This window comes from Belnapia sp. (genome assembly GCF_059504005.1).
In genome coordinates this window covers 1-18072 of sequence record NZ_JCACHU010000045.1, presented here as the reverse complement: position 1 = coordinate 18072, position 18072 = coordinate 1, and the positions used below count along the sequence as shown (strand labels likewise).

Sequence of the window (18072 nt, the reverse complement as noted above, 5' to 3'; positions counted from 1 at the left end):
TGCAGCGGGACGCCTAGCCCGGCAGCAGCGGCGCCCCGGTCGCCCGCTGCGCAGCCTCGAAGCTTACCCCCGGCGCCAGCTCGCGCACCGCGAAGCCCTCGCCTGTCGGCGCGAAGAGCCCTAGATTGGTGGCGACCAGGGTGACGACGCCGCGCGCCGTCACCGGCAGGGTGCAGGCGCGCAGCAGGCGCGGCTCGCCCTTCCGCGTCGCATGCTCGAGGATGATGAAGACCCGCTTGGCACAGGCGGCAAGGTCCATCGCGCCGCCGATGCCGCCGCCCCTGGCGCCGCCCACCTTCCAGTTAGCGAAGTCGCCATTGGCCGCGACCTCGTAGGCGCCCATCACCGTTACGTCGATCCGGCCGGAGCGGATGATGGCGAAGCTGTCGGCGTGGTGGATGATGGCCGCGCCCGGCCTCAGCGAGACATTCTGACCGCCGGCATTGACGAGGTGCAGGTCCTCCTCGCCCGGCGGCAGCACGGGGCCGTAGCCGATGACGCCGTTCTCCGCGTGGTAGATGATGTCACGGTCGCCGATGTCGGTGTTGGAGCAGAGCGTCGGGATGCCGACGCCGAGATTGACGATCCATCCCTCCTGGAACTCCCGCGCCAGGCGGTCGGCCATCTGCTGCCTGTCCCATCCCTTGTTCGAGGGGGCGCTCATTTCGCGCGCTCCTGCCGGCGGGTGGTCCAGAGCCCCTCGGGCGCCGGCGGGATCGGCACCAGGCGATGGACGAAGATGCCCGGCGTGTGGACCTGGTCCGGGTCAAGGGCACCGGCGGGCAGGATCGGCTCCTCCACCTCGACCAGGGTGGTGCGGGCGGCCATTGCCATTAGCGGCCCGAAATTCCGCTGGGAGAGGCGGAATTGCAGGTTGCCCGCCGCATCGGCCCGCCAGGCGCGGATCAGCGCGTAGTCGCAGGGGAGGGCGTATTCGAGCAGGTACTCCCGCCCGTTGATCAGCCGCGTCTCGCGCCCCTCGGCCAGCTCCGTTCCCACTGCGGTCGGGGTGTAGAAGGCGGGGATGCCGGCACCGGCCGCGCGCAGCCGCTCGGCCAGGGTGCCCTGCGGCACCAGCTCCGCCGCGACCTCGCCGCGCTCGTAATAGGGGGTGAAGGGCAGCGTGTCGGTCGGGCGGGTGGCGGCGGTGAAGGCGCAGACCACCTTCGCCACCTGGCCGTTCTCCACCAGCATGCCGATATCCGGCATCCGCGGCTGGTGCGCCCCGCCGGTGGTGTTGGCGATGCAGGTGAGGCGCTTCGCCCCCTGCTCCAGCAAGGCGCGCGTCAGGTTGTAGGACGTGCCCGGCCCGGCGAAGCCGCCGAAGGCGATGGTCGCGCCGTCCGGGATGTCCGCCACGGCCTCGGCGAAGCTGCCGAAGACCTTGCCGCGCCTGGCCATGCCTGCTTCCTCCCGTCTTTGCCCGGAAGCGTGACGCGCGCCTGGGGTGGCGTCCAGCCCCGGCGAGAGAGGGGTTGCGTGGCCGGGAAACTGTGGTACACGGGCGCCTCGCCGAGCGGCGCGGGCGTAGCTCAGGGGTAGAGCACAACCTTGCCAAGGTTGGGGTCGAGGGTTCGAATCCCTTCGCCCGCTCCAGTTTCCGGCGACTTAGCGGACAGACTGCCATCTGCCCGTCTAGCCACTAGTACGCTACTAGCACGCATGTTGGTTGGTAGCATCGGCCGCCCTGCCAGGCGGCCGATGTCGTTTGCGAGCTCGTCCAGAGCCTTACGGGCGCTGGCAAGCCGTTCTGGCGCTACATGCAGATATCTCCCAGTTGTCCGGCTATTGGGCACCCGGTGGCCCATCAAAGCCGCGATCTCTAGTTCCGGCACTCCACGAGCCATCAGCTCGGTCGCCACCGTATGGCGCACGGTATAGGCGGTGACGTCCGTGCCAAAGCCCGCTGTATCGCGTAAGGTTTGGAAAGCGCCTGCGATCTTCGCCACCGGCCGTCCACGGAACTGCACGAGGTGCCCATCGGCCGCCTCAATCCACGGGCGTAGCCAATCGGCCAGCGGTAGGACCGGACGGCGCTTCTTCGTCTGCACCCGCCCAGGTGGGTTCAGATTGATGGTCCCGCGCTCCAAGTCGCATTGAAACCGCGTTAACTGCAATGCGGCCTCTGGCCGGCTGGCGGTGCCAATCAGCAGTGCGAGAAATACTCGGACATGTGATGGCATCTCCTCCGACCACAGGCGAGCCAACTCATTCACGGACAGTACCCGTTCCCTACCCGGCCCCTCGGCCACCTTCAGGAACGGAATTGGGCGCTCCAGCTCGCCGTTATGCCAAGCCCAGTTGACCGCGGCCTTGGCAGCTCCGATTGCCCGCTTGATAGTTCCGGCACCGTAGCCCACCACTTCCATCGCCCGCACCGCTTGATGCTGAGCGTCAAGCGTCAGCTCACTTACCGCAATGCCATCCGGCAGGTGCTTAAGCATCAGGGCGAGGCTGATGCGTTGGGAGCCGGCTCCAGCGAGGTGCTGACCGTGCCTCTCTTGGTAGCGCACGAAGACTCTAGCGACTGTGACATCGCGCGGGTCCGCGCGGTCGGTCGGGACGTTGCGCGTGATCCACTCGGCGAGCGCGAGCTCTGCGGCTGCAATATCGCTAGTCCCGAGCGATGCTCGACGCGTCTGTCGGGTAGTGGCGTCGAACCAGGTGCGGCACCACATGGCACTGCCCGACCGCTTGCTGAGCCAGTACCGGGCAATTTCTCCAGGGCGTTGCGGACCACGTCGCGGCAAGGTGGTACCTCATTGGCTTGCAGGTACTCAGAGAGATGCTTGTCAGTGTAGCGGGGTCGACCGGCGATCATCATGTATCCGATGCGGCCCTTGCGGCGCTCACGCTGCAAGGTTGCTTGGGAGATGCCAAGCAACTTGGCAGCATTGGCTTCCGTCAGCAGCTCTGGCAGGCGGGACGCATCAGTCATGCGGTCAGGCATTCAAACAAAAAGGACTGGCGCTTCGTGCGGCGTGTTAGCCACCACTCATCTCAGGCCGCCACGGCTGACGTGACGTCCTTTGCAGGAATGCCAAACGCTGCGTCGATCGCCGAAGCGTCCTCTTCCCGTACAGACCAGCGGCCATCCGGTCCGAGTTCAGCCGGGATTTCGCCATTGACTGCTGCTGTCCAGATCCGCCGATAGCTCGGCCCTGGTCGGCCAGTGCGTTGCGAAATCCAGCGGGATACAAGAGAAAGCTTGATACGCTTGGGGGCATTCATAGCGTGCTACCTCTTACTGTTGTCTTGGATTGAGGGTTGGCGTCCTGACGGCGAAGCGTTGCAAGCCACACACTCGCCGCTTTGTTGATTAAGAAGGATGGCATTGTGGCCATGCGGATGATGGCGCTCCGTTGCCAGCGCTGAGCGAGTGTCGAGGACGCTTCCTGGTCGGAAGGCGGCGGGGCGTAGATATCTGTGCGTCCGGGGTGCCCATTCCGTCCGATCCAGACGAGCTCAACCTTGAACGGAGAGAAGTAAAAATTGAGATGATCTGGGAATGACCGCTCTGGGTCATAACGCACCGTCTCGGGCCACTCACGGGATTCGGCTGGTTGCTCGGCTTGCAAACGAGCACCGTCCTCGATCCAGCGGACCAGAACGTCATGGAGAGTGCTTGGACCGAGGCGAGGGCCTTGGTCGGCGCCAGCGCCGGGGCTTGTCATGTACAGAGACCGCTTAATGGCCTCAACTAGGCTTGGTCCGTCGCCTGGCTGCGGGGCCGTGCAGGCCACAAGGAAGTTGACGAGGTGATGCGGTTGAGCATCAGGCCCTCGGCCGAACCGACCTCCTGCCGGATACAAACCGGCAGGGCGAAGATGACGAAGAACGACCTCCACGGCTGCTTCTGAGCCAGCGGCAGGCATCAACGGCTGTAGAGACACCGGGATAGGCATGGATGTATGCTACGCGACTCGCGTAGCATATGGAAGCTCTTTTTTCTCCCTTTCTGCTCGCTGTTCTGGGTTTTTGGGAGGCGAGGGCGCGGTCGCCGACAACTAAAACTCCGCGTCGTGGCGCGCTCATCGACCGCCTGATCGGGAAGGGGGTGGCGAAGATGATGAATGCGACGGCAAGGCTCGGTGTGACGTCATGGTCGCGTGCAAGGAAATAGGTCCAAGGTGCTTTTCAAAAGTCGTCCATCAGTCGTCCCTGGTGTTTCGGTTCTGTAAGCGTTTTCTCTGGCCTAGCAGCTCGAAGCGCAATATCTATCGGTCGATTTCTTGTTGGGGTGCTGTGGTGCTTAGCAAGCTGAATGGATGGCAGAGGATATGGTTTGTTCTGACTGCTCTCGGCACAGTCTTTTTTATTGTTATCTACCCACTGAAAATATCCGGTGAAGCTCGCTCATCAAGTTTTAGCTATCGCATGAGCATAAATAGTGACTTTAGTAATCCGTCTTGTACATCATACACCAATGATCCGCTCAATAAACTTGTAGAGCCGCCATTTAGAGAAAATGGTGGAAGTTGTTGGCACATATTTACGTACAGAAGATATCATGAAAAAGACATAATTCTTCCTTTTACAAAAATACAATACGACAAACTCGAGGATGCTGAATGGTGGAAAACTTTCTTTACGGTTATGGCTATTGGAGCGGTTTCTTTCTGGGCTTTTTCCGCTTTAATTTACGGTTCTGGTAAAATAGTGGGCTGGATCATCGCAGGGTTTCAAAAAAGCAAAACCGCTACCGAGCTGCCGCGATGATCTCCCTCATGCTGGCATCGGCCGAAATTCAGGGCGGTTGATAGGGTGACAGAAGCCAAAGGGCATCCGTCCGACCCCTGCTCTTCCGCTACACCCGCTTAAGCGCGGCTGCGTCCACGGCGTCGATATGCCCGGACTAGATCGTCGCTGATTGCCTGTCGTCGTGGGTCTGCCGCGCAATGCCCGGCAGAGTCACTGCCCGTCCTCACGGCGCAGGTCGCGCACGATCTCGGCGCAAACCACGCCCGGGTAAGTGTGAGGAGGTCGGACTGAAGTATCGCAACCGGCAAACCGGCGCGACCTGAACTGGACGGGGCGTGAGCCAGGGTGGATTAAGGGCAAGGATTGGCAAGAGTTCGAGATAAGGGAACAGGCTTTTCACAAGCTGGAAGGCGTCAGAAGGATAACCCCAGGAGGAGATGCCTGGAGCATTGTTCATTCAGCAGCTCAAACAGGACTGCGCTCGGCTCCGGGTTCCGAAATACGACTGGCACTGAAGCGAGCGGCCTGAAGATCAGCCCAAGTTTTTATATCAGCTGAGCCAAAAAGCTTTCGGCCATTTTTAAATGTGCAGATAAAAGTTATTTTCTTGCCTCGGCCGCCAAGGATCGCTCCGGCTGCTGCGCCAGCAGGGCCGAAAACTGCGAGCCCAGCAACTCCCCAGCCTAGTGCCCCCAGCACTTTAACTTTATTATCTTCAGTGACTTGCTCTAGCTGCTCGATCTGATCCCTCTGGATTACCTCTTGACTCCATAGATATCCATATAGGCCGATCAGTTTGGCGAGCCCGCCTACAATACCGGTGAGTTTGGGTGGCTGTTCATATTCAAATCCCCTCTTGGTAAATCGATGCTTCCGACTTTCCATAAAGTCGCCTGCATGTATAAAAACCGTTCCCATCGCGCTCACATGCTCTCCTACTTTAGAAGAGCATAGTGACAGGGTGGCGAAGCCTTGTCAGGTCCTTAGCTTTTGGGTAGCTCATTTTTATGACCGGAACCAAGTGCTGATAAACGCTATTAGTGGATAATGGTAGGTTTAAAACACCCTACGTGGCAGCGGCTTCGAGATGAACGAAATCCTGGATCTCAGCGCCACCCTCGACCGGCTCCAGGTCCTGTCGCAGTTTGCGGCGCAGCACTTCGATCAGGCCCAGCTGCGCGCCCTGGTCAACGCTCTGCTCGCCATTCCTCGCGCCGGGTAATGTTAAGCCAGCTCGACTTGTTCGACGCGGCCGGTGCTGCTGATGGCGCTGGGCCGCGTGTGGTGACCGTTCGTGGCAGCAGGCTCGTACCAGAGACGCTGCCGCCGATAAACTTTTAGTTGAGATAACTTTTGGTCTGCCTTGCCTGCCGTTACCGCTCTCGCTTGTGTGACTGTATTTGGTTGATCACTATCAGCCATAATCGCGTCAGCGGAGAGGGCTTTGCCAACCCCCGACGGCAGTTCTGATTGCCCTCTCCGCGTCCTCCGATAATGCACGGAAGCTGGGCGCTCTGGCACCCAGCTTCCGTGCATGACCTCAGCTCCGACTTGCCCATGAAGCCGAAAATCTCATCCGCCGAGCGCCGTGAGCGTGATGCTGATCGGTTGCAGACTATCCGGCTGCGGATGTTGGTCGGCCAAGCGCTGCATGACCGCGGCATCATCACCCAGGCCGCGATCGGCGCGGCGATTGGAATGCCGACGGCCGAAGCGACCAAGCTGATGACGAGCAAACAATGGCGGGCTAGTGACGTCGCGCTGCTTGAGGCGGCGGCGATGCGGCTGGGGCTGCTGGTGCCGGATGTGACGCCTGATGCGTGAGACCGTCTAACATTGAACCATGAAGTAGATAATAGGTGTCCATAGAACTACCGAAAACGAGACGCTAACAATAAGCCCCTCGATGAGGCGCCGCGTACCACGGTCAATCCGTCGTTTCGAAGATCGTGGCGAACGCAATAGAAGCTCCCAAGGATTGTTTTTAAACCAATGATTGTGTTCCATGCCCGCATTTGGCGAGTACATCATGCAACGCGCACCAAAGCGGCGAGTAGTTTCTATCACAAGCGTTTTATTGCAAAATATTACAATTATGTAAGACTCCCGCGGAGTAATGAGGCTAAAAGCCTATTGCTAGCGTTGCCGATGCGACGCTGCGCCAGCATAGAATGTGTGGAGCGTGGCATGTCGGAGCGGATCTACCTTGATCTGAACCAGCTCGAGGACGGCTGGTTGGCAACCGCCCGCGCCAGTTGCGAAGGCAAGTTCAGAGCCGTCGCTCACCGCGGCTTGGATCTGGCCTGTGTTGTGGCCCTGCTGCTGGCCACCCTGCCCCTGCTGCTGCTGGTGGCCATCGCCATCAAGCTCGACAGCCGCGGCCCCATCTTCTACGGCCAGGAGCGCGTCGGCCTCGGCGGCCGGCGCTTCACCGTCTACAAGTTCCGCTCCATGCGGGTCGATGCCGAAGCCTCCGGTACACCCCAATGGGCCAGCAAGCGAGACCCCCGCGTCACCCGCGTCGGCCGCCTGCTCCGGCTCAGCCGCATCGACGAAATCCCGCAGGTCCTCAACGTGCTCCGCGGCGACATGGCCATGGTCGGACCCAGACCCGAGCGACCCGCCTTCGTCGAGCAACTCGAGCAGCAGATCCCCCACTACAAAGACCGCGCCTGCGTCCGCCCCGGCATCACCGGCTGGGCCCAGATCAACTACCCCTACGGCGCCTCCGTCGAGGACGCCCGACACAAACTCACCTACGACCTCTACTACATCCAAAACCGCGGCCTGCGCCTCGACCTCCGCATCCTCCTCATCACCATCCGCGTCGTCCTCTTCCAGGAAGGCGCACGGTAAGGGGCTGGGGCTGGGTGACCAGTTTGGTGGGCAGGGGAAGATTCGAACTTCCGACCAATGGCATGTAAAGCCACTGCGCTACCGCTGCGCCACCTGCCCAGGCCCCAACAGCATACGGCAGGAGCCGCCGCCGTCGAGAGTGAACGAGCGCCGTTGCCCTGCCACGGGGACACCGTGCTACGTCTGGCGAACGGCTAGTCTCCTCCCTTCGCCAGCATCGCCCAGGCCCGCATCGCTGCCCCGCACATGGATAGCGGCAGGGTCCGCCCCCATTGCCCATGGTGCGGATGGGGCAGCGTATCAGCGTCGCGGCCGGAGCGGCGGCACGGCGCATAGACCCGGCCAGCCGCATAGGTGGTGGTGATCCACTCAAAACCGGGCGGCAGTAGTGTCCGCGCCGCTGCCTCGTCGGTTGTATAAGGCGGCGCCGGGCCGGATCGACCAATCGCCTGGTGAAGGGTCTCATCCCCGATAGCGCTGCCAGTTTTGATCACAGCCAGCCGGTCGGCGATACGAACTAGGCGCCCAACAGGGCTCATCGCTTCGCCTTCGGCACCGCCCGCATGTACTTGGGCAGGCGTTGCTCCTCCACCCACAAGTCCACCAGTGGCGGGATAGTCCCCACCACGCCGAAGCCAATGCCGTCGAGCGGGTGATCGGGCATCCGCAGCGTGCAGACGTGGCCACCCTTCTGGCAGTCGATCACGGCGCCTCGGTAGGTGAATGAAGGACCGCCGAGCTTGCCTTCGGCGGCAGTCTGCTCTGGTTCTGAGCGGACTGCGAGCGGAGGGGGATCAGGGAATAAGGCCATGCCTCAGCATAATGCAGGCAGAACGGCGGAGAGAAACCTAGCGGGCTTCAGCCAGCGCTCCCACCACCACCGCCTAGGCGATAAGATTACCTTTCCGGGTCTCCAGTACTGCGCCGTAAGCATCTTCTGGGTGGCGGCATTCAAGAGCAGGGTGGCAGCTGGGGCAGACGCGACCACCTTGCCTTTGTTCTCTAGGAGGGGCACACGGCCTTCGAGTCCTTCGGCGGTTTTCACCACGGGAATTCCTCCTGTTCAGGAGAAACTGCCGTAAACAGCAACTCTCTTCATACAGAATACATATGTGATTTCAGTAATCATTCTGGTTACAGACATCTAGCTTTAGATATCTAGCTTCGTTCACCTAATCGGTTTCTTCTACCAGGGCCGTTCTTCTAGCAGTTGATAGTCGCGTCGCGGTAGGAGTAGGAGGGACTGCCAAGCCTGCCAGTCGCAGCGGTCTCGACAAGCTGCGGCGCCTCCGGCGGTGACGGCAACAGCTCCCCGTTCAAGCCATGCCGCCTCCCGTGGTCCGCCCAAGCCCGCGCGTGTGGGTCGGGCTCTTACGCATCTTCATCGCTCATCCTTCGGAAGTAGAGATTGACGTCGCAAATACTTGCTTGCAAGCTTGCTTTCATGCAAGGAGGCGAGGATGCAAGTCATCGTGCTTGCCAGCCAAAAGGGAGGCGCTGGCAAAACGACAACTGCACGGCATATCGCCGTTGAGGCAGAGCGCCAGGGCGAAGGGCCAGTCGCGCTGATCGACGTGGACCCGCAGGGCGGCTTGGCCCGCTGGTGGAACCGCCGGGCAGCCGAGACACCGGTATTTATTGCTTGCAAGCTTGCAAGAAACAGTCGAGAAGGCACGGGGCGCAGGGTTCCGGCTCTGTGTGATCGACACGCTACCGGCTGTGACGGATACGATCGGCGCCGTGGTGAGGCTGGCAGATCTGGTCATTGTCCCGGCTCGCCCAAGTCCCGATGACCTCGATGCGGTCGGGCCGACGATTGACCTGATCGAAGCCGCTGGAAAGCCGATGCTGTTTCTCGTCAATCAAGCCACGCGCAAGGCGCGGCTTACCGGCCAAGCGGCCATCGTCTTGAGCCAGCACGGCACAGTGGCGCCCTCGATCGTGCATCATAGCGTCGCCTTTCCCAGCTCGGCAGCCGGCGGGCTCACCGTGCAAGAGGTGGACCCGGAAAGCCCGCAGGCCCAGGAGATTGCCGACCTTTGGGGCTACGTCTCCGCCCGTCTCAGCAAGCAAGCAAGCAAGTAAGCAAAACCTATGGCAAAGACACCTGATCTCACCGGCTTCGCCATTCCTCGCAAGGGTGAAGCGACCCCAGCTACCCAGCCGACCGAACAAGCGCCGCCCGCCGATGTTCTGACGACGGTCAGCACTAGGCTTCCGCTATCGGTCCAAGAGCGGCTGCGGCGTTACGCTTTTGAGGCCAAGCGCGACAAGCAAGGCGTCATAGCCGAGGCGCTGGCCGAGTTCCTGAAAGCCAAGGGTTTCTAAGCAAGCTTACTTGCTGTCATGCTTGCAAACGCAGGACTGCGGCTGGCCCAGGCGGCGAAGGGCTTGGAGCCAGCCATGAGGCAGCACCTTTCGAGAAGCCAGAACCGCGCGCCAACACGGACGATGCGCATGGCGCGCTAACCTTGGCGGCGCCGCGCTGTTCACTCCTGGTGAACCAAGAGGATTTTGCCGTGCGTCTCAGACCCAAGCGAAGCCGGAAAACCGCCCGCAAGCGCATTCGCTATGCGCGCAGAGCTGGCAACCTCCAGAAGGGCCGTTAAGCGGCTGGCTTATGTGGCCAGAGCTCCAGCTTCATTGCAGGTGATGCACCGGCAGGGGCGCGGGCGGCGGGCTTGCTCGCGGTCCAGAACGCGGCTGGTGGAGGTCTATGGGCAGAAGGTGCGCGACGGGATGCCGCTGGCCGAGGCGGTCGCCACCTTCACCGCCTATGACGCCAGGCAGGGGAAGCCGGATCGCGCGGCGGAATGGGAGATGCGACTGGCCCAGGCGGCGAGGGCGCCAACCTCCTCGCCAACGCCATCCCTTCGGCCGGAACAGCAGCAAAAGCAGATGGCACAGAGAATGCGGATGGAGCGATGATCGACCGTTCCCTCTGCGCCCCTACTGCTCGCAAGGCTATAAGGGAGCACGCGGCGCTAGCCGGATAGGAATGAGGAAGAAAAACGGCGTAATGACAGGGTTCCGACTAGCCTTCTTGCGCGCCGGTTTGGCCACTACTGGTGTCTTAGCGGCCGAGGCGGCATTAGCTCAAGATACCCCAGATGTAGACCTTGAACGGCCGCTTGAGATTCGAACTCGTGCCCCTCTTTGTTTGACCATCCGGCATCTGGACGATGCCCTAATGCTCGCCATGCAGGGCCAATATCAAATGGCCGCCGAAGATGAAGGCTGCATTCGCCTACTACGGCCAACACGGGTGTTCGTCATGGAAAAGCGTGACGAGCCCCCTTTTATGCGCCTCCGCGTGCGCTGGCGCCAATCTGACGGCAGCCAAATGGACGCGTGGACAAATTCCTATTTCCTTCAAAACGTTAGGGAGCAGCCCCCGCCTACGCCACAGAGGCGCCAACGGGGGCCTAACTCAGAGGTGCCGGATAACGCTTTCCAATGGTAGCCCAGTGGCGTGAGCTCCCCACCAGGCGCGATGGCGGGAGTGGTGCGGGCGGCGGCACGCTAACCAGCAGCGGCGGCGGAGGCTGTACCTCGACGGGCTTCTTGGGCTCGGGCGTGGCACCCGGCACGGGCTTACCCTTCGGCATCGGCCAGCGCCTCCACGGTGTCGAGAACCAAGGGCGCGACCAGCTCGCGCGGCACATCGCGCCTTGCCGCCTCGCCAGCCCGCCGGCTGCCGTTGCTATCAAAGATCGACAGCGGCTCCATGCGCTGCTTCCGCACAGCCTCAGCCTCCAGCGCCGCCGGCATGGCCGCCGCGATCCATCCAAGCCAGTCGAAGTGCAGAGGTCGCCCAGCTTGACGATGAGCGAGCCTGGCGCTGACAAATGCATTGTCCAGCACATGCGGCGGCACGACGCGACCCGCATATCTGACTTCCACACTCGGGAATTCAGCACGCGGCCGACTTAGCAAGTCGCTGATGGCAGAGCGGGTGCGGCGTGCCTCCCGCGCCTGCATCTCGGGCGGGAGCCCGTCATAGCCGCCGACGCGACCAGGGCCGAAGGCGGCAAAGGGATCATGCGCCATGGTCAACGCCCCCGGCCGACGCGGACGATGCGCTGCTGCATGGCTTGGCGAGCCTCAGCCGCACTGCGGATGCCAGACGCGGCACGCGCCGCGTCCATGCGCCATGCCGCAGATGCGCGGGCGACGTCGGGCTGCGGCTCCAGGGTCCAGCCTGGGCTGGTGCGGCGGACCATGGCCTGTTGCGCGGCCTGCTGGACGCCTACAGCACCAGCAGGGCGGGCCTTCGGAGCCTCGCGCGCCGCCCAACGCTCGTTTGCATCGCGGGCAGCGGCCTCGCGGTCCAGCACGCGGCGCGCGGCTTGCTCGGCGCGTAGGCGAGCCAGGGCTTCGGCCTCGCTTTCGAGGTTGGTCCTGCTGATTTCATCGGTTCGATAAGACATTTGGAAACCTCTACTTAAAATACAGACTGAAAATCAGGAGGCCAGGGCTATAAACCGCGCCATGGTATCAGAAGCCGCGCCCGTTGTGCAAAGAAGTGCCGCACCACAGCAGGCGACAGCGACGTCATCGTGCCCACCCTGTGGATGGCTGATACTATCTTTTCCGCTTCTGGCGGTGCGTCGTTCCAAGGCAATCAATTGCTTGCATAAAACAGGACTGTCCAGAAGCTCGACGCGCCCTGAGTTCAGCAACGGCAGCGTATCACGGAAAATATCACTGGCTGGCCTGTCGCTGAGCACATATTCAATGCTTTTCTTCTTAAATAGCTCGCGTGGAAATTCTCCAGCATATCTGTCGCCTAACACCTTATTTACACCGTATTGCTTTACGAGTTCTGCAATTTCGTTCGTCACTGCTTCTGGTGAAAAAGGGGGTTTGTATTCCCTGATAAGATCGATCACGGCACGCGAAATTGCATCTGGCCCCGTGCCGTGTTTCTCAGAATGACTAATGCAGCATGTATAGGAGTCGCTCGAACCCCCCGAAGGATCGACAAAGCAATGATACCGCTGCGACATGATGCGCGGCAACTCGCGCCGTCCTGGCATTGTCGCGGCCTCGATTACAGAGCAGTCAACAAAGCTCGCAATATCGCTACGGAATTCGCCGCCATACTCAGCGGAGGCGGCTGCTGCATCGTCTTCATATGCTTCTTTGACAATATCGGAATCAAGCGAGGGATTGAATTCTAGGCTGCTACCTTTGAAAACAAGCGTGCGGGCATCGTCACGCGCATAGTTTCGCTTGTATGTTTCGTATAACAGCCCGCTTTTTGCATACGGGCTCGACGCCATGATGAGCATTGAACCCGGAATGCTGCTTAGTCCTGGCCGGATCGCGGCGACAATCTCAGCGGCCGGGTTGGCCGCGCCGTCATCGCGCCAGAAGCTCACCTCATCGGCGAGGACGGCACCATACGAATACCCACGCGTGGCACGAAAACTAGCGGTGCCGACTTCAATAATTACGATATTAGATAACGTAATAGACTCTGACAGTTCCTCGGCAATTAAAGGCTTGAGCAACGGAATATTATTCAATGCGCCGGATATATAGCGCATGATTGTGCGCGCTTGCTTCCTATCGCTGCAAATAACGCCAATGGTTGCTAACTCGCCGGCTGCAAGAAATGGTTTGTAATCACGAAAGCAGGCCAAAAATACAGCAATCAGCGAGAGAATGCGTGATTTTCCTGCTCTGCGCCCGCAAACCAAAGCGGATTCTTTGAATGGAACAGTTGGCACGGTTACTCGGCCGGTATGTTTTTGATATACTGCAAGCTCCGCATCGTTCATCGGCAATGCGAACAATGCTTTGAGATAGACGCGCCATGCGTCCCAACTCTCGCCTTTGAAGTGTGGCGCGAAGAGGTTGGGATCGTTTAAGCACTGGATGATGTCCAGGCCGGGCTTGGTAGCGGCGGGCTTGGGCTTGGTGGCGGTAGTGCTCATGTGGTGGCTGCCTCCGTAGCGGCGACGGCGGGCGCACCATTGGGGAACAGCACCCGGTAAACGCTGCTGCGGGCCACACCCATCCGGCGGGCGATCTCGGCAGGCTTCACGCCTTCGGCCAGCAGGCGGCGCATGTCCTCAGCCTGCCGCGCCACAGTCGGCACCCGGCCTTTATACTTCCCGTCATCCTTGGCCTTAGCGATCCCCTCACGCTGCCGCTCCAGCATCAGGGTCCGCTCAAACTCGGCCACAGCGCCCAGCATCGTCAGCGTCAACTTGCCGGTGGCTGTGCGGGTGTCCACCGGCTGGCCGCCCATGGACAGCACCAGCAGCGCAATGCCCTTTGCTTCCAGGCGAGCGACGATGGCGAGCAGATCGGCCACGCTGCGCGCCAACCGGTCAGGCTTCGTCACCACCAGCACGTCACCCTCGCGGGCAAACTCGATGCAGGCTTCAAGCTGCGCACGGGTGGCAACGCTGCTCACCCGCTCCGCAAAGACCTTTTCGCATCCGGCGGCCTTGAGGTCGCGCTGCTGCGCCTCGATCCCGGCGGCCTGTTCCACGGTAGAGGTGCGAGCGTATCCAATTTGCATCGGAAGGCGTCCTGTGTCCGATTGAAGTCTAGACACTGTAGGATCATCCGTCCGATTAGTCAAAGACAACTTATATAGGACACTTTCGGCAGGGGTTGCGGGTGTCCCGTCAGGGCTTGCCCTAGTAGGACAATCGGCGGGATCGAGCGGGGGCATCAATGCGCCGTCATGCCGTCGCAGCACCCGGCACGGACCCACCACGCGGCGGCCGACACCTCCCGCGCCTCGGCTGCAATCAGCGACCGCTCAGGATGGGCAGCCAGGCCCTCGGGGATCATGACGCCTGCCAGCGTCACGCAGATGGTGCAGTCCTCGCCATCCACCTCGACGGCGACGACGGCGCGGTCCTCGCCCATGCTGACGCCGACGACCCGGAAGCCGTTCATAGGGACCGCATCCATGGCGGCAGGGCTTCCAAGGCCGCTTCAGGGTCGCGTGCGCCAGCCCGCAGGCCGCGCCGATACCATGCGGCGCTACTGCGTGAGACGGTTCCGCTGCACCAGGCGCATCGGCCACTGACCGGCCGCGTCTCGCCACGCTTGAAGATCGGAACGAAATGATGGACCGGACGCGGGCAGGTATCGAGTAGGGCGAAGTTATCGGCCTGCTCGACAGGGTCGTGGCTCATCATGGCGCGTCATCCTGCCGCCCGACATGACGCATGTAGTAAATATCTTCCTCGATGTCCTTTGTTACTCGGAGGGCCATTTGAAGGCCGCTGCCAATGCCGCGATAGTACCAATGCGCGGCGGTCGAGCTAATAATACCGCCACAAAAGGTGCATTTCGCACCATATCCGCTGACATGCTCTGCGACTTGCTTAAAGTTGTGAAATTTACCTTTGCAAGTTGTCAGTAGAGCCTTGTTTATTCTTTGGTCTTCGGCGCTAGGACGGCGTTCCATTTTCGAGAGTTTCCGCTTCAATTTCGGTTTTCATGGAAATGTATTGCTGGAGTTTTTCGGGCGCATCCGGTCCCGGCGCGTCGGGTGGAGTAATATTCAATCGAAGAAGCATCTTCGCATACGCCCCGCACCAACCTTGATAGGTTCGCGCGGTAATTTCAGACATTTCCACGCCGTCAGCGACTTTTGCATCTGCTAATTTGAGCAGGAGTGCGAGGTTTGCGGCGCGTTCGATTAATTCATTTTGGATGAAAGTAGGATTTCCGCCGACAAGCTGAGTAAATTCAGCTTTTTTCTTTTTAAGGAAGCGACCCGTGTGCGTCCGCTTGTCGAGCCTGTCGATTACGTTGCGGCGGGAATGCGGGCCTAAGGGCTTCATTATACCTTTATACATGCGCGGTATTCAAAGGCCCTTCAAGCATTAGTTTGCTAGATTTCTGGGTGGGGTTAATGGCCGTTTTTGGTAGGGATTCCCGCCCTATCCGGCCCCTACCTCGCCGCCCTAAGCCAGGGCGGTGCTTTGTCCCTGATCGCCCGAAGCCTCCATGCCGCTTCCTGCGGCGGCGGACGGGCTGCCTCCAGACGGTCGCCCAGACTGGCGAGGCGAGCCCGCGCGGATGGTGGCGGCAGCACCACCAGGGTAGGCGGTCCCGGCGAGGGCGACCTTGGGGAGGAATGGGGAAGCCATTTCCCTATCCCTCTCTACACGCGCGCGCGCACGTGGGCGATTAACCTGAATTACCGTCCCCAACCCTCCCCAACGTCCCCAACGGGTGGGCGCAGGCCAACCCCGCGGACGATCGGGGTGCCGGCGTACTTCGTGTATTTGACGCCCCGAACCTTCTCCATGGCGCCTCGGAACTGGGTCGGCGACGGGACTGCCTCGCCGTTTCCAGCGGCCCAAGCTCGGCAATCCGCCATCAGGGCGCCAGGCTTGCTGGTCATATGGGCATCCAGGGTGCATCGCTCCGCCAGCCACCGGCCGATGGTGTCCTGGGCCTCGAAATACTCGCTGGTGGTTTCGGCCACGATGCTGGGCCGCACCAAGCCATGCCGCTGCCAGTCGACGCAGCCCTCAATCATCCAAAGCAGGATGGCGGGCCATTCTGCCTTGAGCTTCTCCTCGAGCCGGTGGTCGGGCCTCTCGGGCTTGTAGAGGAAGGGGACGATATTGAAGCGCCGCCGGGCTGCTTCATCCACGTTCCGCAGCGCCGGCTTGTGGTTGCCCGCGATGGTCAATTTGAACTGCGGCAGGTAGGTGAAGAAATCCTGTCGCATGAACCGGGCCGTGACCAGGTCGCCGCCGGTCATCTGCTTGATGCGCGCCTCTGCCCAGGCCCGCCCTTCCTCGGTCTCCGTCGCCGTTACCAGCCGCGCGCCACGCAGCATGGCTAGGTCCGTCGGGTGCTTGTCCCCCGGCGAGCTGGTGAAGGTGTCCATTGGCGCCGTGCGGCAGTAGTCGCCGATGATGCCCGCCACCGTGTTTAGGAAGACGGATTTCCCGTTACCTCCCGGTCCGTAGATGAACAGGAGGGCATGCTCCCGCGTGCTGCCCGTTAGGCAGTAGCCGGCCCACTGCTGGAGAAAGCGGATGAGCTCGTCATCCTTGCCGGTTGCTTGGTCCAGGAAGGCAAGCCAGGTGTCGCAGGTAGTCCCAGACGGCGCGGGCGCTACGGCGGTAACTTTGGTGACGTGATGCTCCCGCCTGCTCGGCTGCAACTCGCCCGTCTTCAAATCCACCGTCCCACCCGGTGTGCCGAGGAGGAAGGGATCACGGTCCCACGTCTCGGCCGTCACCGCGAAGGCACGATCCCGCTGGGCGAACCGCTCAACCGCGCCGGCAAAAGCCGCCTTGCCGGTTATGGCTCTGATTTTGAGCTCGGTCTTGCGGTTCATGCTGCGTACCAGCTCCCGCGCCCAGGTGAAGGCAATCCCGTCCCGGTTCAGCTTCCAATGGGTGCCGGTCCAGGTATGCCAGCCTCCGGTGTCATGGCAGTAGCGCAGGTAGTCGCGGTGCCGATCGGCGAAGGCTAGCGCCACGCCGTCCTCGGTCAGTTCGATGTCGTCGGCATCGTCATCAGCGCCAGCGCGGTTCCATGTCCTCCGCAGCTCGCGCCCGCCGGAGGCTTGGCCCTTCTCGACTAGCCACTCAGCGGCCCGCGGATCCGCCTTCAGTGCCGCGACAAAGGCATTGAGGTCGCCCCCGCCTCGCTTCACATCGCAGGCAATCTTGAATGCCTGGGCGCTTCGGCTACCATCACCAGACGCCCACTTGGTGCCAGCCTTGGGTTTCCACTCGGCGCCGGAGAAGGCAGGACCTGCCTCTTGGATCAGCCAAAGCAGCGTGTCGATGCTAACCCGTTGCAGTTCAGCCGGCGTGCCCTCGAGCCGCTGGTCTGTCACAGCAAAGTAGCGACTGCCGACATAAAGCTCGATTGCAGGCGGATGGTCGCCACCGCCATGCCGCTTGAACTGCCTTCCATGGTCGGTCCCCATCGCCTGCCGCAGCGCTACCAACATGGCGCCATCGAAGGCGAAGAAGACCTTCACGCCCGTCCCAGAGGGTGACACCTCGGTATAGGAGCCGAACCGCGCCACCACCTCGGCCGCCCAAGCGTCCAGACGCCCCGACGCGGTATCTCGGCAGGTATCGAGATCGATGCCTCCCAGCGCTAGGCCGAGGTGGTCCCCCAGCTCAATGCCCACGCCGCCACCGCCGAAGGGGCAGGGGAGGCGAGCAGCCCTCGCTTCCGCCTGAGTGCGGGTGCCCCAAGTGTCGGGATCATCCGCTTTGGCTCTCTGCCCCTGCGGTGAATAAGGAACCTTGGTGAGTTTGCCACCACGATCCTCTGTCTGCCACGCCACCCAGCGGGGCAGGGACGAGAGCGCCGACAGGGTCGGCATCGTGAGGCTACCGTCAGGCATCGGTCTGGCCCGCGGGAGCGATATGGTATAGAACGCAACTAGCACGCATTTGATGCGGTGTCCTTGAGTCCGCGTGCCTAGTTCTGCGTACTTGTGCCGTAAGAGGGGCAAAACCTGTGGCGGTCAGGCGAGCTGGCAGCGCTGCCGGACGA

21 protein-coding genes, 2 tRNA genes and 1 pseudogene are annotated in these 18072 nt (G+C 61.5%); 9 read left to right on the top strand and 15 right to left on the bottom strand.

The features are described from left to right. Positions 1-13: 13 nt before the first annotated feature. Positions 14-664 carry a 3-oxoacid CoA-transferase subunit B gene (locus tag AC5JJ1_RS07190; protein ID WP_495784429.1) on the bottom strand — a complete coding sequence of 217 codons (651 nt, stop codon included), beginning with the start codon at positions 662-664 and terminating at the stop codon, positions 14-16. Beyond that, complete coding sequence (locus tag AC5JJ1_RS07185; RefSeq protein WP_495784428.1) at positions 661-1401, bottom strand: CoA transferase subunit A; 741 nt, start codon at positions 1399-1401, stop codon at positions 661-663. Before AC5JJ1_RS07185 ends, AC5JJ1_RS07190 begins: the two co-directional genes overlap by 4 nt. Before the next feature lie 120 nt (positions 1402-1521). Between AC5JJ1_RS07185 and AC5JJ1_RS07180 the strand changes: the two genes are divergently transcribed. Then, positions 1522-1596 (top strand) — tRNA-Gly (locus AC5JJ1_RS07180). Positions 1597-1760: 164 nt separating this feature from the next. Here AC5JJ1_RS07180 and AC5JJ1_RS07175 read toward each other — a convergent pair. Next, positions 1761-2183: pseudogene (locus tag AC5JJ1_RS07175) on the bottom strand (tyrosine-type recombinase/integrase); the annotation flags it as partial. Positions 2184-2443: 260 nt separating this feature from the next. After that, the gene (locus AC5JJ1_RS07170; RefSeq protein ID WP_495784427.1) at positions 2444-2938 is read right to left on the bottom strand and encodes a helix-turn-helix domain-containing protein; all 495 of its coding nucleotides are present in this window, start codon (positions 2936-2938) and stop codon (positions 2444-2446) included. 1310 nt (positions 2939-4248) lie between these two features. Between AC5JJ1_RS07170 and AC5JJ1_RS07165 the strand changes: the two genes are divergently transcribed. Then, positions 4249-4719, top strand: coding sequence for a hypothetical protein (locus AC5JJ1_RS07165; protein ID WP_495784426.1), 471 nt, complete (start codon positions 4249-4251; stop codon positions 4717-4719). A 447-nt stretch (positions 4720-5166) separates the two neighbouring features. Here the strand turns inward: AC5JJ1_RS07165 and AC5JJ1_RS07160 are convergent, their stop codons facing one another. Then, positions 5167-5628, bottom strand: a complete 462-nt coding sequence (locus tag AC5JJ1_RS07160) for a hypothetical protein (RefSeq protein ID WP_495784425.1) — start codon at positions 5626-5628, stop codon at positions 5167-5169. A 160-nt stretch (positions 5629-5788) separates the two neighbouring features. On the opposite strand from AC5JJ1_RS07160, the gene AC5JJ1_RS07155 reads away from it, so the two are divergent. The 3 genes from AC5JJ1_RS07155 to AC5JJ1_RS07145 all read left to right on the top strand — a co-directional run bounded on the left by AC5JJ1_RS07155 (position 5789) and on the right by AC5JJ1_RS07145 (position 7557). After that, positions 5789-5923, top strand: a complete 135-nt coding sequence (locus tag AC5JJ1_RS07155) for a hypothetical protein (protein ID WP_495784424.1) — start codon at positions 5789-5791, stop codon at positions 5921-5923. 335 nt (positions 5924-6258) lie between these two features. Continuing rightward, positions 6259-6525 carry a hypothetical protein gene (locus AC5JJ1_RS07150; protein ID WP_495784423.1) on the top strand — a complete coding sequence of 89 codons (267 nt, stop codon included), beginning with the start codon at positions 6259-6261 and terminating at the stop codon, positions 6523-6525. Between the two features lie 168 nt (positions 6526-6693). Beyond that, complete coding sequence (locus AC5JJ1_RS07145; protein ID WP_495784422.1) at positions 6694-7557, top strand: exopolysaccharide biosynthesis polyprenyl glycosylphosphotransferase; 864 nt, start codon at positions 6694-6696, stop codon at positions 7555-7557. A 24-nt stretch (positions 7558-7581) separates the two neighbouring features. On the opposite strand, the gene AC5JJ1_RS07140 is transcribed toward AC5JJ1_RS07145, so the two are convergent. Both AC5JJ1_RS07140 and AC5JJ1_RS07135 read right to left on the bottom strand, forming a co-directional pair. Next, positions 7582-7656 (bottom strand) — tRNA-Val (locus AC5JJ1_RS07140). 436 nt (positions 7657-8092) lie between these two features. Further along, positions 8093-8368, bottom strand: coding sequence for a hypothetical protein (locus AC5JJ1_RS07135; protein WP_495784421.1), 276 nt, complete (start codon positions 8366-8368; stop codon positions 8093-8095). 649 nt (positions 8369-9017) lie between these two features. Here AC5JJ1_RS07135 and AC5JJ1_RS07130 point away from each other — a divergent pair. The 4 genes from AC5JJ1_RS07130 to AC5JJ1_RS07115 all read left to right on the top strand — a co-directional run bounded on the left by AC5JJ1_RS07130 (position 9018) and on the right by AC5JJ1_RS07115 (position 10485). Continuing rightward, entirely contained in the window at positions 9018-9350 is a 333-nt protein-coding gene (locus tag AC5JJ1_RS07130) for a nucleotide-binding protein (RefSeq protein ID WP_495784420.1), read from the top strand. Beyond that, positions 9256-9642: a ParA family partition ATPase gene (locus tag AC5JJ1_RS07125; protein WP_495784419.1), complete on the top strand. Its 387-nt coding sequence runs from the start codon at positions 9256-9258 to the stop codon at positions 9640-9642. The genes AC5JJ1_RS07130 and AC5JJ1_RS07125 overlap by 95 nt, the downstream gene beginning before the upstream one ends. A gap of 9 nt (positions 9643-9651) precedes the next feature. Beyond that, a complete protein-coding gene (locus tag AC5JJ1_RS07120; RefSeq protein ID WP_495784418.1) occupies positions 9652-9885 on the top strand; it encodes a ribbon-helix-helix domain-containing protein in 234 nt (77 codons plus the stop codon). Positions 9886-10296: 411 nt separating this feature from the next. Further along, positions 10297-10485 (top strand): hypothetical protein, encoded by a 189-nt coding sequence (locus tag AC5JJ1_RS07115; RefSeq protein WP_495784417.1) that lies wholly within the window; start codon positions 10297-10299, stop codon positions 10483-10485. 666 nt (positions 10486-11151) lie between these two features. On the opposite strand, the gene AC5JJ1_RS07110 is transcribed toward AC5JJ1_RS07115, so the two are convergent. From AC5JJ1_RS07110 to AC5JJ1_RS07075, 8 genes are all read right to left on the bottom strand, one after another. After that, complete coding sequence (locus AC5JJ1_RS07110) at positions 11152-11538, bottom strand: hypothetical protein (protein WP_495784416.1); 387 nt, start codon at positions 11536-11538, stop codon at positions 11152-11154. A gap of 71 nt (positions 11539-11609) precedes the next feature. Next, positions 11610-11987, bottom strand: a complete 378-nt coding sequence (locus AC5JJ1_RS07105) for a hypothetical protein (RefSeq protein ID WP_495784415.1) — start codon at positions 11985-11987, stop codon at positions 11610-11612. Between the two features lie 33 nt (positions 11988-12020). Further along, a complete protein-coding gene (locus AC5JJ1_RS07100) occupies positions 12021-13499 on the bottom strand; it encodes a hypothetical protein (protein ID WP_495784414.1) in 1479 nt (492 codons plus the stop codon). Then, complete coding sequence (locus tag AC5JJ1_RS07095) at positions 13496-14092, bottom strand: recombinase family protein (RefSeq protein WP_495784413.1); 597 nt, start codon at positions 14090-14092, stop codon at positions 13496-13498. Before AC5JJ1_RS07095 ends, AC5JJ1_RS07100 begins: the two co-directional genes overlap by 4 nt. Positions 14093-14247: 155 nt before the next feature. Next, positions 14248-14493 (bottom strand): hypothetical protein, encoded by a 246-nt coding sequence (locus tag AC5JJ1_RS07090; RefSeq protein ID WP_495784412.1) that lies wholly within the window; start codon positions 14491-14493, stop codon positions 14248-14250. A gap of 226 nt (positions 14494-14719) precedes the next feature. Further along, the gene (locus tag AC5JJ1_RS07085; RefSeq protein WP_495784411.1) at positions 14720-14995 is read right to left on the bottom strand and encodes a hypothetical protein; all 276 of its coding nucleotides are present in this window, start codon (positions 14993-14995) and stop codon (positions 14720-14722) included. Further along, positions 14979-15374, bottom strand: coding sequence for a hypothetical protein (locus tag AC5JJ1_RS07080; protein WP_495784410.1), 396 nt, complete (start codon positions 15372-15374; stop codon positions 14979-14981). Before AC5JJ1_RS07080 ends, AC5JJ1_RS07085 begins: the two co-directional genes overlap by 17 nt. 359 nt (positions 15375-15733) lie before the next feature. Next, entirely contained in the window at positions 15734-17899 is a 2166-nt protein-coding gene (locus tag AC5JJ1_RS07075) for a phage/plasmid primase, P4 family (RefSeq protein ID WP_495784409.1), read from the bottom strand. Positions 17900-18072 lie beyond the last annotated feature (173 nt).

What these genes read in the sequence shown, in the direction of transcription:
- AC5JJ1_RS07190 (WP_495784429.1), bottom strand. Translation starts at nt 664, where the DNA reads ATGAGCGCCCCCTCGAACAAGGGATGGGACAGGCAGCAGATGGCCGAC.
- AC5JJ1_RS07185 (WP_495784428.1), bottom strand. Translation starts at nt 1,401, where the DNA reads ATGGCCAGGCGCGGCAAGGTCTTCGGCAGCTTCGCCGAGGCCGTGGCG.
- AC5JJ1_RS07170 (WP_495784427.1), bottom strand. Translation starts at nt 2,938, where the DNA reads ATGACTGATGCGTCCCGCCTGCCAGAGCTGCTGACGGAAGCCAATGCT.
- AC5JJ1_RS07155 (WP_495784424.1), top strand. Translation starts at nt 5,789, where the DNA reads ATGAACGAAATCCTGGATCTCAGCGCCACCCTCGACCGGCTCCAGGTC.
- AC5JJ1_RS07150 (WP_495784423.1), top strand. Translation starts at nt 6,259, where the DNA reads ATGAAGCCGAAAATCTCATCCGCCGAGCGCCGTGAGCGTGATGCTGAT.
- AC5JJ1_RS07145 (WP_495784422.1), top strand. Translation starts at nt 6,694, where the DNA reads ATGATTGTGTTCCATGCCCGCATTTGGCGAGTACATCATGCAACGCGC.
- AC5JJ1_RS07135 (WP_495784421.1), bottom strand. Translation starts at nt 8,368, where the DNA reads ATGGCCTTATTCCCTGATCCCCCTCCGCTCGCAGTCCGCTCAGAACCA.
- AC5JJ1_RS07130 (WP_495784420.1), top strand. Translation starts at nt 9,018, where the DNA reads ATGCAAGTCATCGTGCTTGCCAGCCAAAAGGGAGGCGCTGGCAAAACG.
- AC5JJ1_RS07120 (WP_495784418.1), top strand. Translation starts at nt 9,652, where the DNA reads ATGGCAAAGACACCTGATCTCACCGGCTTCGCCATTCCTCGCAAGGGT.
- AC5JJ1_RS07115 (WP_495784417.1), top strand. Translation starts at nt 10,297, where the DNA reads ATGCCGCTGGCCGAGGCGGTCGCCACCTTCACCGCCTATGACGCCAGG.
- AC5JJ1_RS07110 (WP_495784416.1), bottom strand. Translation starts at nt 11,538, where the DNA reads ATGCAGGCGCGGGAGGCACGCCGCACCCGCTCTGCCATCAGCGACTTG.
- AC5JJ1_RS07105 (WP_495784415.1), bottom strand. Translation starts at nt 11,987, where the DNA reads ATGTCTTATCGAACCGATGAAATCAGCAGGACCAACCTCGAAAGCGAG.
- AC5JJ1_RS07100 (WP_495784414.1), bottom strand. Translation starts at nt 13,499, where the DNA reads ATGAGCACTACCGCCACCAAGCCCAAGCCCGCCGCTACCAAGCCCGGC.
- AC5JJ1_RS07095 (WP_495784413.1), bottom strand. Translation starts at nt 14,092, where the DNA reads ATGCAAATTGGATACGCTCGCACCTCTACCGTGGAACAGGCCGCCGGG.
- AC5JJ1_RS07090 (WP_495784412.1), bottom strand. Translation starts at nt 14,493, where the DNA reads ATGGATGCGGTCCCTATGAACGGCTTCCGGGTCGTCGGCGTCAGCATG.
- AC5JJ1_RS07085 (WP_495784411.1), bottom strand. Translation starts at nt 14,995, where the DNA reads ATGGAACGCCGTCCTAGCGCCGAAGACCAAAGAATAAACAAGGCTCTA.
- AC5JJ1_RS07080 (WP_495784410.1), bottom strand. Translation starts at nt 15,374, where the DNA reads ATGAAGCCCTTAGGCCCGCATTCCCGCCGCAACGTAATCGACAGGCTC.
- AC5JJ1_RS07075 (WP_495784409.1), bottom strand. Translation starts at nt 17,899, where the DNA reads ATGCCGACCCTGTCGGCGCTCTCGTCCCTGCCCCGCTGGGTGGCGTGG.